The organism is Nocardioides segetis (assembly GCF_051390595.1).
Taxonomy (GTDB): Bacteria; Actinomycetota; Actinomycetes; order Propionibacteriales; family Nocardioidaceae; genus Nocardioides.
Genome location: NZ_JBNINR010000003.1, coordinates 140,160 through 153,965 on the forward strand (window position 1 = coordinate 140,160; position 13,806 = coordinate 153,965).

General features: G+C 74.0%; 12 protein-coding genes. 7 read left to right on the forward strand and 5 right to left on the reverse strand.

Annotation, left to right across the window (positions count from 1 at the left end):
• Positions 1 to 47 precede the first annotated feature (47 nt).
• The 5 genes from ACPZVR_RS06985 to ACPZVR_RS07005 form a co-directional block, all read right to left on the reverse strand.
• Positions 48 to 1,382, reverse strand: coding sequence for a hypothetical protein (locus ACPZVR_RS06985; RefSeq protein WP_436698858.1), 1,335 nt, complete (start codon positions 1,380 to 1,382; stop codon positions 48 to 50).
• Positions 1,383 to 1,521: 139 nt separating this feature from the next.
• Entirely contained in the window at positions 1,522 to 2,811 is a 1,290-nt protein-coding gene (locus ACPZVR_RS06990) for a hydroxyacid-oxoacid transhydrogenase (RefSeq protein ID WP_436698859.1), read from the reverse strand.
• Positions 2,808 to 3,692 (reverse strand): NUDIX domain-containing protein, encoded by an 885-nt coding sequence (locus tag ACPZVR_RS06995; protein ID WP_436698860.1) that lies wholly within the window; start codon positions 3,690 to 3,692, stop codon positions 2,808 to 2,810. The genes ACPZVR_RS06990 and ACPZVR_RS06995 overlap by 4 nt, the downstream gene beginning before the upstream one ends.
• Before the next feature lie 98 nt (positions 3,693 to 3,790).
• Positions 3,791 to 5,035: a geranylgeranyl reductase family protein gene (locus ACPZVR_RS07000; protein ID WP_436698861.1), complete on the reverse strand. Its 1,245-nt coding sequence runs from the start codon at positions 5,033 to 5,035 to the stop codon at positions 3,791 to 3,793.
• An 87-nt stretch (positions 5,036 to 5,122) separates the two neighbouring features.
• Positions 5,123 to 5,698, reverse strand: coding sequence for a TetR/AcrR family transcriptional regulator (locus ACPZVR_RS07005; protein WP_436698862.1), 576 nt, complete (start codon positions 5,696 to 5,698; stop codon positions 5,123 to 5,125).
• 95 nt (positions 5,699 to 5,793) lie between these two features.
• Between ACPZVR_RS07005 and ACPZVR_RS07010 the strand changes: the two genes are divergently transcribed.
• The 7 genes from ACPZVR_RS07010 to ACPZVR_RS07040 all read left to right on the forward strand — a co-directional run bounded on the left by ACPZVR_RS07010 (position 5,794) and on the right by ACPZVR_RS07040 (position 13,794).
• On the forward strand, positions 5,794 to 7,071 hold the full coding sequence (locus ACPZVR_RS07010; protein ID WP_436698863.1) for a carboxylesterase family protein: 1,278 nt from the start codon (positions 5,794 to 5,796) through the stop codon (positions 7,069 to 7,071).
• A 16-nt stretch (positions 7,072 to 7,087) separates the two neighbouring features.
• Entirely contained in the window at positions 7,088 to 8,212 is a 1,125-nt protein-coding gene (locus ACPZVR_RS07015) for an FAD-dependent oxidoreductase (RefSeq protein ID WP_436698864.1), read from the forward strand.
• Between the two features lie 49 nt (positions 8,213 to 8,261).
• On the forward strand, positions 8,262 to 9,071 hold the full coding sequence (locus tag ACPZVR_RS07020) for an alpha/beta fold hydrolase (protein WP_436698865.1): 810 nt from the start codon (positions 8,262 to 8,264) through the stop codon (positions 9,069 to 9,071).
• 136 nt (positions 9,072 to 9,207) lie between these two features.
• The gene (locus ACPZVR_RS07025; protein WP_436698866.1) at positions 9,208 to 10,485 is read left to right on the forward strand and encodes a TolB-like translocation protein; all 1,278 of its coding nucleotides are present in this window, start codon (positions 9,208 to 9,210) and stop codon (positions 10,483 to 10,485) included.
• The gene (locus ACPZVR_RS07030; protein ID WP_436698867.1) at positions 10,482 to 11,027 is read left to right on the forward strand and encodes a hypothetical protein; all 546 of its coding nucleotides are present in this window, start codon (positions 10,482 to 10,484) and stop codon (positions 11,025 to 11,027) included. The genes ACPZVR_RS07025 and ACPZVR_RS07030 overlap by 4 nt, the downstream gene beginning before the upstream one ends.
• A gap of 47 nt (positions 11,028 to 11,074) precedes the next feature.
• Positions 11,075 to 13,120: a sensor histidine kinase gene (locus ACPZVR_RS07035; protein WP_436698868.1), complete on the forward strand. Its 2,046-nt coding sequence runs from the start codon at positions 11,075 to 11,077 to the stop codon at positions 13,118 to 13,120.
• Positions 13,117 to 13,794 carry a response regulator transcription factor gene (locus ACPZVR_RS07040; protein ID WP_436698869.1) on the forward strand — a complete coding sequence of 226 codons (678 nt, stop codon included), beginning with the start codon at positions 13,117 to 13,119 and terminating at the stop codon, positions 13,792 to 13,794. Before ACPZVR_RS07035 ends, ACPZVR_RS07040 begins: the two co-directional genes overlap by 4 nt.
• Positions 13,795 to 13,806: the final 12 nt, after the last annotated feature.

Consider the following 13,806-nt stretch of genomic DNA (forward strand, 5'->3'; position numbering starts at 1 on the left):
TTCACCCGTCGATCGTAGACGGGCGGATCCACGCGCCCGGCGCCGGATCAGCGCACCCGCTTGGCCTTGCTGACCGCGACCCCGCTCGACGAGCCGCTCTGCACGGTGACGCGCACCGACAGCCGGCGCCCGCGGTCGGCGCGGGTGACCTGGTAGCGGGCCTTGGTCGCCTTCTTGATCGGGCGGCCGTTGCGCAGCCACTGGTAGCGCACGGACGTGACGGTCGTCGACCAGCTGCCCGTGGTGGCGCGCAGGACCTTGCCGACCCGGGCCGTGCCGCGGGCCTTCGGCGGCGCCACCACGGCGACGGCCCCGACGTCTCCGGGCTGGCCTCCGTTCGCACCGCCGTTCGGGCCGCCGTTCTGGCCCCCGCCGTGCGGCTCGCCGCCGGAAGGCGGGCTCAGCGGCGCGGCGGACCAGTCGGGCTCGCTGCCACCCGGCAGCAGCAGGCTCAGCGCGCCGGTGCAGGCCGGGTTCTTGTTGTCCGCGAAGGTCCAGATCCCGTCGGCCGCCCCGAACGCCAGCGTGGTGCTGTCGGGCGACCAGGTCGGGTCGGTGATCTTGTCGGAGGCCTGGCCGTCGAGGTTGCAGGCGTCATCCGGCAGGCCCGGGACGGCACCCGAGCGGATGTTCCCGTTGATCCGGTAGGTCATGATGTCGCGGGCATCGCCGTACCCGCGCACGCCCGCGAGCATCGTGCCGTCGGGCGAGACCTCGGTGTTGCCGAAGTCCTCGCTGGGGTACCAGATCTCGCCGTCGTCGAACCAGTGCTGCTGGGTCGCGGCTCCCACGTCGTGCACCATCACCTGGTGCCCGTAGCCGCCGCTCTGCAGCGTGCGCCGGTTCGTCACCCAGGACGGGTCGCTGTAGAAGGACGTCCCGTACGCCGCGGGGGTGCCCGCGCCCGTCGTGCTGACGTAGCCGGTGGCGGTGCGCCAGCCGCAGCCGTTGGTGCAGGAGTGCTCCGCGAAGGTGTAGGCGACGAGGGCGCCGTCCGGTGAGATCGCCGCGTTGACCGGGCTGCCGTCCATGGTGCCGCCGATCGAGCTCGGCAGGCGGGGTGGGTCGATCTCCGCGAGCACCCGGCCCTGCTGGTCGAGGGTCACGATGTTCTGGTAGCGCACGGCCGCGATCACGCCGCCGTCGGACTGGCTCGGAGCGCGGTACGGCAGCCCCGCGGTGCCGTTGGTCGTCAACGGGCGGGCCCCGGTGCCGTCGCCGCGGGCGATCCAGACGTTGTGGTCCTTGATGTAGGTGATCGTGCCGCCGCCCGAGGCCGCGGCGGCGACCGAGGGCGTGACGTGTGGGAGGGGCAGCAGCAGGGCGCCGGCACACAGGGCGGCGAGCCCGGCACCGGCGATCCGGCCGGGTCGGTGGGTCATGGGTTCTCCACGGTCGAGGGGACGGTTGGGTCGTCCCCACCGTCGCGCCCCGCGAGGCCCGGCGGACAGATGCAGGAGTCCCCGAACGCCCGGGACGCCCGGGCAGCTCGGTCCGCCCGAGCCGGCGGTCAGGCCGTGGTCACCACAGATCGAGCGAGGCGGTCATGATCGCGGCGAGGTCCTCGCCGGCGACCTCCTTCGGCGCGGTCGCGAGCAGTCGCTGCTGCTGCAGCGCACCCTCGACGAGCGCGTCGACGTCGCCGGCGGCGTACCCGACCTCGGCGAGGCCGTTGGGGAGCCCGATGTCGCGCATCAGCGACGCGATGACCTTCGGGAGGACGGAGGCGTCCCGGCCCACGGCCCCCGGCGAGAGCAGCTGTGCCGCCCGCAGGTGCCGCTCGGGCGCCGCGTCGAAGGTGAATCGGAACGCCTCGGGCGCGGTGAGCGCGACGGCCATGCCGTGCGGCACCATCGCCTCGTCCTGCGGGTAGTCGGCGGGGCGGAAGTCCCGGACCCGGCCGGCGATGGGATAGGCGTTGGCGTGCGGGATGTGCACGCCCGCGTTGCCGAAACCGAGCCCCGCGAAGGTCGCCGCGAGCGCCATCTGCTCGCTCGCCCCCGTCGACCCCGTGTCGGCGCCCCCCTCCCGCGCATCGCGTACGGCGGTCCGGAACGCCCCCGCCAGCAGGCCCAGCGCCCGCTCCGCCCAGAGGTCGGCGATCGGGTTGGCGCCGCAGTAGGGCACGCGCTGCGCGGGCCGCTTGGCCGGGAACTCGCCGTACCAGCGGGCGGTGTAGCTCTCCAGCGCGTGGCACAGGATGTCCATGCCCGCGGCCGCGATCACGCCCGCCGGCTGCGTCGCCGACAGCGCGGGGTCGACCACGGCGAGCCGCGGGCGCAGCGCCGGGTGGCTGATGCCCGTCTTCACCTCGAGCGCCAGCACGTCCATCACGCAGATGGTGGTCGACTCGGCGCCGGTGCCGGTCGTGGTCGGCACGGCGGCCAGCGGGAGGACCGGCTGCTCGGGAGCGCGGGCCTTGCCGATGGGCGCGTTGACGTAGTCCATCAGCTCGCCGGGGTTGGTCACGAGCAGCGCGACGGCCTTCGCCGTGTCGATCGAGGAGCCCCCGCCGACCGCGACGACCGCGTCGAAGGGGCCCTCGCCGCGGGCGAACGCGACCGCCTCCTCCAGCGAGGCGTCGGTCGGCTCCACCCGGGCGCCGGGATAGACGACGACGTCGACGCCGTGGGATCGCAGTGACGCCGCGACGGTCTCGGCGTGCCCGGTCGCGAGCACGCCCGCGTCGGTGACGAGCAGGGCCCGGCGCGCGCCCCAGCCGCGGACGTCGTACCCGACCTCGGTGGCGGCGCCGCGCCCGAACTTCAGCGCGGGTGCGGCGTAGGTGAAGACGGTCTCGCTCGGGGTCACGCCGACACGGTATCCCCGGCCGCCTCGATGGCGGCGCGGACCGACCCGTAGACCTTGATCCGGCGGGCCGCGACATCGGCCAGCGGCACCCAGGCGGCCTGGTCGGTGGTGCCGTCCTCCTCCACGACGTGCGGCTCCCCCGGGCCCACCCGGGCGCGGTAGATGACCCCGATCGCGTGGAAGTCCTCCTCGCGGCCGTTGGGGGCGGTGCCGGTGAAGTGGTGGTCGAGCACCGTGAGGAGGTCGACCGCCTCGCCCTCGAGGCCGCACTCCTCCCACAGCTCGCGGCGGATGGTGTCGCGCGGCGACTCGCCGTGGTCGATGCCGCCGCCGGGCAGGTGCCAGGTGCCGGGGTCGGGCGCGAGGTCGGAGGTGCGAGTCAGCAGGATCGCGTCGTCCCGCACCACATAGGCGTAGGCGGCGGTGCGCTGGCGCCGACGCACGGCGTACGACGCCAGCGCCTCCGTGACCAGGCCGACGGTCGGCACGGTGCCGTCGAGCACGGCGGCGATCGGCTTCCAGGCCGCCTCCGCGGTCGACCCGTCGATCTCGGTCACGTGCGGCTCGGGCGCGTCGGCCGGCACCCAGCCCTCGTAGACGATCCGGACGGAGTGGGCGTCGACCCGCCGGCCGCGCCGCCAGGAGTCGGCGACGTGGAGCGAATGGACGTGGGCGGTCTCCCCGACCTGGGCGTGCAGCCCGGTCTCCTCGTAGACCTCGCGGATCACCGCGTCGCGCGGGTCCTCCCCGTGGTCGACCCCGCCGCCGGGCAGGGACCACAGCTCCCGCTTGGTCACCCGCTCCGCCAGCCGGGACAGCAGGATCTGGTCGCCGCGGACGATGACGGCGTACGCCGCCAGGCGCTGCACCCGCTGGCCCATCGACAGAACCTCCTCTTCCTTACCCTAGGGACCGCCGTCGTACCGGACAAAACAGTCGTGGATCGGCCGATCTCACGACCGTTGGGTCCGGTACGACGTCAGGAGAAGAGCGGGCGGTGCTCGCGGGCCAGCGACTGCCGACCGGCCCAGCGCCAGATGCGCGCGGAGCGGTCGCGGTCCTCGTCGGTGACCAGGTTGCCCATCCAGCGCAGGGCGAGGGTCATCAGCAGGTCGGAGCGCATGCCGATCGGGCCGAGGGCGGGGAGCAGCCGGGGCACGGTCACGAGGCCGGCGAGGCGGCGCGCGATCGAGAACGACTCGCCGTAGTGCTCGCGCAGCAGCGTCGGCCAGACCGTCGCGAGGTCGGCGTCGGGTGACTCGGCGAGCAGCTCGGCGACGACCCGGCCGGTCTCGAGGCCGTAGTCGATGCCCTCGCCGTTGAGCGGGTTGACGCACGCGGCGGCGTCGCCGATCAGCGCCCAGTTGCGGCCGGCGACGTGGGACACGGCGCCACCCATCGGGAGCAGCGCCGAGGTGGGCATGCGCAGCTCCTCGCCCAGTCCGAACTCGGCGCGGAGGCGGTCGGCGTACAGCTTCATCAGCGGCTTGATCGCCACGTCGGCGGGCCGCTTGGCCGTGGCGAGCGTGCCGGCGCCGAGGTTGACCTCGCCGCTCTGCCGGCCGAGCGGGAAGATCCAGCCGTAGCCCGACAGGATCTCGTCCTGCTCGCCGCGCAGCTCGAGATGCGAGCTGATCCACGGGTCGTCGGCGCGGGTCGACGTGACGTAGGAGCGGCCGGCCACGCCGTACACGGTGTCGCGGTGCCACTCGCGCCCCAGCACCTTGCCCAGCGGCGAGCGAACGCCGTCGGCGACGACCAGCCGTCGGCACGCGACCGTGCGTCCGTCCTTGAACTCGACGGCACCGACCCGCTCCCCGTCCCTCCGTACGCCGACCGCGCGGGCGCCGTCGAGCGCTTGGGCGCCGGCCTTGAGCGCGGTGGTCCGCAGGTGGTCGTCGAGCTCGGTGCGGGCGATGGCGCTGCCCCAGTCGGGCAGGTTGCCTCCGGGCCAGCGCAGGTGCAGCGTCTGGCCGAAGCCGTGCGCCCGCAGGCCCTGGTTGACGGTGTGCGAGCGGACCCAGTCGCGCAGCCCGAGCCGCTCCAGCTCCCCGATGGCCCGCGGGGTCAGCCCGTCGCCGCAGGTCTTGTCGCGCGGGAAGACGGCCGCGTCGGCGAGCACCACGTCGAGGCCCGCCCGCGCCGCCCAGGCAGCCGCCGCGGAGCCGGCGGGTCCGGCGCCGACGACGAGGACGTCGGTGCTCAGGTCAGGGGCTGCGCTCATCCCCCGATTGTGTCAGGGGCCCACCGCGCGGGCGGACGTCGGGCCACCGGCTCCGGCGCCCGGGTAAGGCCCCCGCGACGCCCGGCGCTAGCGCGCGGCCCCGCGAAGCACCAGGGCGACCGCGGTCTCCGGGAGGTCGTCGGGCATCGCGCCGTCGAACTGGGTGACGTACATGTGCACCAGGCCGCCGAGCATGGCGATCACCAGGTGCGGGTCCGTGTCCGGCCGCAGCTCGCCGGCCGCGACCGCGCGCCGGACGATCTCCTCGGAGGCGGCCATCCGCACCGCCCAGAAGTCGGCGCGGGCCGTCGCCACGTCCGGATCGTCCGCGAGCGAGCCGCCCCGGACCAGCGCGGACCCGACCGGTGAGCGGCAGAACGCGATGAGCGAGCGCATGAACTCCGTCAGGTCCGCCACGACCTCGCCCGTGTCGGGGATCGGGATCTGCTCGTCGACGCGGGAGAGCAGCGCGTCGAGGAGCAACTGGGGCAGCGTCCTCCAGCGGCGGTAGATCGACGTCTCGTGGACCCCGGCCGCGACAGCCACGTCGGCGATCCGGACGCGGTCGATGCCCTCGCGTTCGATGCGCTCCAGCGTCGCGTCGAGGACGGCGCGCCGCAGCTTCTCGCCGCGCTTCTGCGGGGTCGGTGCGACAGGGGCCATGACCGCAGCGTATCGCAAGAACTCTTGCGTTAACGCCCGGCGACCCCTACCCTCGCCTTAACGCAAGTCAAGTTGCGTTGTCCGGAGGAGAGCCGATGACCCAGACCGTGACCACCTACCGCGGGATCCGCTACGCGCATGCCGAGCGTTTCGCCCCACCGCGCCCGGTCGCCTTCGCCGGCGTGCCGGAGCCGGGCGGGCGCTCGGTCGCCGCGCCACAGGGCCCGAGCCGCATCGCACTCGTCATGGGCACGCCTGCGCCCGTCGAGCAGAGCGAGGACTGCCTCGAGGTCACCGTCTTCGCCCCGCCGGCCGAGCCCGGGCGGACCCTGCCGGTCCTCGTGTGGCTGCACGGCGGCGCGTATCTCACCGGCTCGGGCGGCTGGAACCTCTACGACGCGACCGACCTCGCCGCCACCGGGCCGATGGTGGTCGTCTCGGTCAACTACCGTCTCGGGCTGCTCGGCTACGCCAGCTCGCCGGGCCTCGCTCCGGGGAACCTGGGCCTGGCCGACCAGATCGCGGCACTCGCCTGGGTGCAGGCGAACGTCGGCGCCTTCGGCGGTGATCCCAGCCGGGTCACGCTCGCCGGCCAGTCGGCCGGCGCGCAGTCGATCATCGCGATGCTCGGCATCGAATCGACGCGGGGGCTCTTCCACCGTGCGATCGTCCAGAGCGCACCCCTCGGCCTGGGCTTCCACTCGGCGCGGGACGCGGCCCGCGCCGCGGAGGCCATCGCCGGCGACGGGCGGACCGACCTCGGGACCTGCGCGGTCGAGGAGATCCTCGCCACCCAGCAGCGATCGGCGATCGCCCTGGCCGGCCCCGGCATGCTCCGGGCCACCCCGCCCTTCCAACCGGTGTGGGGGGTGGACCCGCTGCCCGACCCCGCGTCCTGGGACCGCGCGCTCGCGGCGCGGATACGGGAGGTGGAGCTGATGATCGGCTCCACCGCCGATGAAGCGGCCACCTTCCTCGCCGACCCGCACCCCGTGTACTCGAGAGTCCGACGCCTGCCGCTGGTCGGGACGCGGGCGCTGGACCGGCTGCAGCGCGTCATGACCGAGCGGGTCTTCACGCGCGGTGCCGCGGACCTCGCCGACCGCTGGTCCCGGGCGGGCGGGCGCGCCCATCTCTTCCGCGTCGGGGCCCTCGACGCCGCGAACCCGTTCGGCGCCTGCCACTGCATCGAGCTGCCGTTGCTGTTCGGCGACGACGCCGGCTGGCGCGATGCCCCCATGCTGCGCGGCACGCCGCCCGCCCGACTCGCCGAGAAGCGCGCCTCCCTGCGGAGCCGCTGGGCGGGCTTCGTCACCGACGGCGACCCCGACTGGGACGTCCACGTCGCCGGACGTGCGCCGTACGAGCTCTGAACCGGAAGGAGTGGGCATGTCCACGTCACGTGTCGCCGAGGTGATCGGCGCAGGCATCGCGGGACTCAGCACGGCGACAGCACTCGCGCAGCGCGGGTGGACCGTCACCCTGCACGAGCGGCAGGACGCCGTGCGCGCCGTCGGCGCCGGCATCTACCTGTGGGACAACGGCCTCGCCGCCCTGGAGGGCCTGGGTGCGTTCGACGAGGCCACCCGCGGCGCCCACATCGCACCGGCGGTCGAGGCACGCTCGTCGACCGGTCGGACCCTGTACCGGATCCCGATCAACGAAGCGGGCGGCACCCGCTGCTTCACCGTCCTGCGGGAGACTCTGATCTCCGCGCTGCGCAACGCCGCGCAGACCTCCGGCGTCACCCTCCGGACCGATGCGCAGTGCCTCGCGGCCGACCCGGACGGCGTGGTCACCTTCGCCGACGCCGAGCGACGCGCCGACCTCGTCGTGTGCGCGGACGGTGTCGGGTCGCGGCTGCGCGACCGCCTCGGGCTGGTGTCCGAACGGGTGCAGATGCGCGAGGGGGCCGCCCGCATGATGGTGCCGGTCGAAGCCGCCGGCGGGCTCGACGTGCACGCCGAGTACTTCGGCACCCGCCGCCGTGTGCTCGTCACCCCCTGCACGTCCGAGCTCGTCTACGTCGCCCTGGTCGGCGAGGCGCCCGGCGACACCGCGCCCGGAAGCAACCCGGCCGACGGCTGGGACGAGGAGTTCGCGACGCTCGGCCCGCTCCTGCGGGCACGACCGGAGTCCGTCGTGCCCTGGGGCCGCTTCGAGCTGGTCCGCCTCACCGCGTGGTCGCGCGGCTCGGTCGCCTTCCTCGGCGACGCCGCGCACGCCCAGCCGCCGTACCTCGGCCAGGGCGGTGGCACCGCCATGATGAACGCGCTGTCCCTGGCCGACATCGTCACCGCCACGCCGGACATTCCCGAGGCGCTGCGGATCTGGGAGCGCGTCCAGCGGCCCGCGGTGGAGCGGACCCAGCTGACGTCGTACCGGATGCGCACCCTCGACCGCCTCCCGAACGCGCTCCGGTCGGCACTGCTCGTCACCGCCGGCCGGGTGCCCGGCGTCATGAGCTCCTCACTCGCCGCGACCCGCGAGCGGCCCGCCGGCCTGCCGCGTTGAGCACACCCCACGAGCCCCCGACAACGAGAAGGAATGGGAGAAGGAATCGATGATCACCACGATGCGCGTAGGAGACGTCGACATCGCGTTCGACGACCAGGGCTACGCCCCCACGACCCCGGCGATCGTGCTGCTGAACGGCTGGGCACACGACCACCGGGCGTGGAACCGGCTGCTGCCCTACCTGCGCGACGACTTCCGGGTCATCCGGGTCTGCTGGCGCGGTCACGGCCCGGACCGCACACCGCGCGGCGACTTCGGGGTCGCCGAGCAGACCGCGGACACCATCGGCCTGCTGGACCAGCTCGACGTCGAACGGTTCGTGCCGCTCTCCCACGCCCACGGCGGATGGGTGGGCCTCGAGATGGCCGACCGGCTCGGTGCCGACCGGGTGCCGGCGGTCATGCTCCTCGACCTGATCATGACGCCGCCGCCGCCGGAGTTCGCGGCTGGCGTCGCCGCGCTGCAGGACCGCGCGACCTGGAAGGCCGCGCGCGACGGGCTGTTGCGCTCCTGGCTGGACGGGAGCACCAACCAGCCGGTGCTCGACCACGTCCGATACGACGCCGGCGGGTTCGGCTACGACATGTGGGCACGCTCGGGGCGCGAGGTGCAGGCCGCCTACGAGCGGTGGGGTTCCCCGATGGAGCGGATGGCACAGCTGACCGGCGAGCGCCCGATCCGGCACGTCTTCAGCCACCCCGACGCCGCGGAGTACGACGAGCTGCACGCCGAGTACGCCGCCGCCCATCCGTGGTTCAGCTACACCCGACTCGGCGGCGAGACCCACTTCCCGGGCATCGAGCTCCCCGCCGAGGTGGCGGGCGAGCTGCGCGCGCTGCTGGACGGGCTGACCTGAGCCGGACCGGACCGGACCGGTGACGCGACCGCCGGGCGGCGCCTCGCTCGATCGGCGTGACCGTCACGGGCCCGTCCCGGGAAGTCGGGCAACCCGCCACTGGAATCCGGGCCGACCGGCCGACGAGGGTCGCGGCATGCAGCTGTCTCGACTACGCCTCCTCACCCTGACCGCCCTGGCTCTCGTGGTCAGCGTCCTCGGCCTGCCCGGCGCGGGCCCCTCGCCGGCGGCGGCCGCGCCCTCGACCGCCGGCACGATCGTCTACCTCAAGGGCTACGACATCTACGTCGCCCGACCCGACGGCTCCGGGGAGCGCCGCCTGACCACCGACGGCACCGCGGCGAACCCCTGGCGCACGCCGAGCGGCGCCGACGACGGCACCGTCGTCGCCGCCCGGGGCACACGGGTGGTCCGGATGGACCAGTGGGGCACCGAGCTCAACAGCTTCGACCCGCCGGACCTGTGGGACTCCGCCGGACAGACGATCGGTGGCACCATCGTCCACGCCGTCGTCTCTCCGGACGGCTCACGGGTCGCCTACACCTACGAGCACCACACCTGCCCGCCGCACGGCGCCTGCCGGCTGCGGCAGACCACGGCGATCAGCGCGTCCACCGGCCTGACCGACGCGCGGCAGTACGGTTTCGCCTTCTACCCCGACCCGTCCTGGGTCACCGGCTCCCGACTGGTCCTCGGCGGCACCAGCGACGACCTCAACATGTTCGACCCCGGCGTCAGCCAGAACGCGTGGTTCTACGACGCGCAGCCCAATGTCACCGACCCGCACGACCTGTTCGAGCCGACGATCTCGCGCGACGGAACGATGATGGCGACGGTGCGCGGCGTGGGAACCGAGCAGCACATGGGGGCCTGGGAGCTCAACGGGGACATCCTGCGCGGCCCGATCCGGGCCGGCGAGCCCGCCATCTGGCCCACCCTGACCTGCAAGTGGGAGCAGGCCCAGTTCTCGAGCCCGACCTTCTCGCCGGACAGCTCCTCCCTCGCCTGGGCCACAGGCGACGGGATCTGGATGACCGAGGACCCGCTGGACTGCAACGCCGCGTCCCTCACGATCCCGGGCGCCTACGCACCGCACTGGACCAACGCGGCGCTGCAGTCGGTCCGCCCGACGTACAGCTTCGCCAAGGGCGCCGACCCCGTCGTCACGGCGAAGAAGGGCAAGGTCAAGGTCGGCAAGAAGCTGCACGCCACCGCCGGCTCGTGGAGCCCGGCGCCGACCGCGGTGCGCTACCAGTGGCTGCGCAACGGCAAGCCGATCAAGAAGGCCACCGGTCCGTCCTACAAGGTGAAGAAGAAGGACCGCAACCGCAAGCTGAGCGTCCGGGTCACGGTCAGCCGGGGCTGGTACGCCGACGCGGTCGCGGTCAGCAAGAAGGTCAAGGTGAAGCGATGAGGACCGCACGCACGACCAGGCGCCCGCGCGCGGCGGTCGTGGCCTCGGCGGTGCTGGTGACACTGGTGACGTTGGTGACGCTGGCCGGCTGCGGTGGCGGGGACGAGGACGACGCAGGGACCGACGGCGCCGGTGGCAGCAGTGGCAGCGGTGGCACCGGCGGCACGGTCGAGGAGGGCACCGGCGGTGACGACGGTCCCGCCGGCGTCCCCGACGAGTGCCGCGACGCCTTCCCCCAGGCACTGGGACCGGCGGAGCTCGGCGAGCTCGCGCTCCTCCCCGACGGATTTCCCGACCCGCCGGTCGAGGCGACGCTGTGCATCACCGCGGAGACCGTCGGCGGCGCGCAGGAGACCGCGTCCTACGCCACCACGGCGTCGGCGGACGAGGTGCTCGCCGGCTACGAGACCGCACTGGCGGCGTACGACGCGGTCCGCGACCAGGACGGCGTCGGGCGACCGATCGTGACGGCGACCGCCGACGGCGTCGTCATCCAGGTCACGCCCCAGGACGGCGGCTTCGTGCTGGCCTTCGCCCGCTGACCCGGAACGCGTCACACCGGACGGCCGAAGCGACGATGATGACGCACGTGCCCGCGTCCACCGTCTCGCCGAGTCCCGGCGACACCTCGGCCCGTCCGGGTGTCGCCGGGCTCGTCGCGGCCGGGACCGGGGTCGCGCTGGCGGTGCTCGCGGCCGCGACCCTCGCGGCACTCCTCACGACGGCGGACGTCGCGGACCCGCCGTACGAGATACGGCGAGAACTGGCGCCGCTCGACCTGATCGCCTGCCTGATGTACGGCCCGCTCGGCGCCCTCATCGCGGTCCGCAGCGGGCACGCCGTCGGCTGGGCGTTCCTCGTCATCGGCGGCGGGTACGCCGTCACGGCGGCCGGGCAGGCCTGGACGATCCTGTGCGTCGCACATCCGGGCCTGCCCGGGGCCGCGGTGGCCGCTCCCCTGCTGCTGACCGGGTGGACGACCGCGACCCTGACCTCCCTGCTGGTCCTGCCGTTCCTGCTGACGCCGACCGCGCCCACCGGATGGGCACGCCGGTTCGCGGTCGCCGGCGCGGCCGTGGTCGCCCTGGCCAGCGCCTTCCGCCTGCTGATCCAGACACCGGGGGCACCCGTCAACCCGCTGGCCGGCCGCTCCGAGGCGGTTTCCGACTTCGCCTACGACGCCGACGCCGGCCTGATCCCGATCTACTTCCTCCTCGGCCTGGCCGTCGTGGGCTGGCTCGCCCATCGACTCCGCACCGGCGACGCCGAGCAGCGGCGCGGGCTGTCGTGGCTCTTCGTGGCGTTGCTGCTCGTGGCACTCGCGTACATGACCTTCGAGATCGGGATCAGCCTCGAGGGCACCTGGTTCGTGGCGGGCATCGTCCTGCTCTCCATCGCCGAGGTGATGCTGCTGGCCGCGGTGTTCGTGCTGATCCGCCGCCAGCCGTCGTGGCGCGTCGACCTCGCCATCTCCCGCACGCTGGTCGGCATCCTCCTCACCACGACCCTCGTGGCCGCGTACGTGCTCGTCGTCTGGGCGCTCAGCATGGCCATGCCCTGGGGCGCGGAGTCGACGGGCATGGTCGCCGTCGCGGCGCTCGCACTGGCCGTGCTCCCGTTGCGCGACTGGGTGCAGGGGCAGGTCGAGCGACTCGTCTTCGGCTCGGGCGCCGACCCCTCGGCGCTGCTCGAGCGGGTGGCGCAGGCACTGGAATCCGGGGACCCGGACGACCCGCAGCTCACCGGACTGATCGACGCACTCGGCCGCGCCCTGCGCCTGGCCCGGGTGGAGGTACGGCTGCGAGGAGCGTCCGTGGTCTCCTCCGGGCGGAGCGACGACGACGAGGACGAGCGGTCCGTGCGCCTCGAGCTGCGCCAGCGCGGTCGCGACGTCGGCATCCTGGTCGCCGTACCCCCGCGCGGGGAGCGACTCGACCCGCGGACCGTGCGGCTGCTGCGCCAGATCTCCGGCCTGGTGGCGGTCGCGGCGCTTCTCGACGAGGCCAACCGCGCGGTCGAGGACGCCCGCGCCCGCGTCGTCGAGGTGCGTCACGAGGAGCGCCGGCTGCTGCGCCGCGAGCTCCACGACGGGCTGGGCCCCGCCCTGTCGGGCACCGCCCTCGCCCTCGCCGCGGTGCCGGCGACCTCCCAGCTCAGTCCCGACGACTCCGCGCTGCTGCGCCGCCTGGTCGAGGAGCTCAGCCACCGTGCCGACGACGTCCGCCAGATGGCCCGGGTCCTCCTGCCGCCGGTCCTGGACGAGGGCCGGCTCGGCGAGGCCCTCGCCCTGCTGGCCGAGCGCTACACGATGCCCCGCTTCGTCGTCACCGTCGACGCGCCGTACGCCGACCGGCTCGACGGCATCCACCAGATCGTGGTCTACCAGGTGGCGTCCGAGGCGGTGCGCAACGCCGCGCGGCACGCGGGCGCTCGTCACTGCACGGTGCGGCTGAGCCTTCCCGCCAGCGGCGGGGTCCGGCTGGAGGTGTCCGACGACGGGCACGGGATCGGCGATGCCGTCGTCCCCGGCGTCGGGATGGCGTCCATGCGCGAGCGCGCCGCGGAGCTCGGCGGCACGGTCGAGGTGAGTCCTGGCGAGGAGAAGGGGACCCGTGTGGTCATGATGCTGCCGTGAACGGGAACGAGCCGATCCGGGTCCTCGTCGTCGATGACCACCCGGTGTTCCGGATCGGGATGGCCGCGCTGCTGCGCTCCCTGCCCGACGTCGAGGTGGTCGGCGAGGCCGCCGACCAGGCGGAGGCGCTGGCCGTGGTCGAGGCGCACGCGCCCCAGGTCGTCCTCATGGACCTCGACCTGGGCGACGACTCCGGCGTCGAGACCACGCGCGAGCTCTGCCGCTGCGACCCGACCCTCGGCGTCCTGGTCATCACCATGCTCGGCGACGACGACTCGCTGTTCGCCTCGATCCGGGCCGGTGCGCGCGGGTTCCTGCTCAAGGGCGCCTCGCCCGACGAGGTGGCGCGGGCAGTCCGCTCGGTCGCCAACGGGGACTTCCTGCTCGGGCCCCAGCTCGCCCAGCGCGGAGCGCTCTACCTCTCCGGCGCCCGCACCCGCGGCACGCTGCCCTTTCCCGAGCTCACCGACCGCGAGCGCGAGGTCGTGGACCTCGTGGCGCGCGGGTACGACAACGCCACGATCGCCCGCCGTCTGGTGCTGAGCAGCAAGACCGTGCGCAACTACGTGTACGGCGTGCAGGCCAAGCTCGACGTCGCCGATCGCGGCCAGCTGATCGTGCGCGCCCGGGAGGCGGGCCTGGGCGGCGAGGAGGGCGACGACACGGCCCGCTGAGCCGCTGAGCGC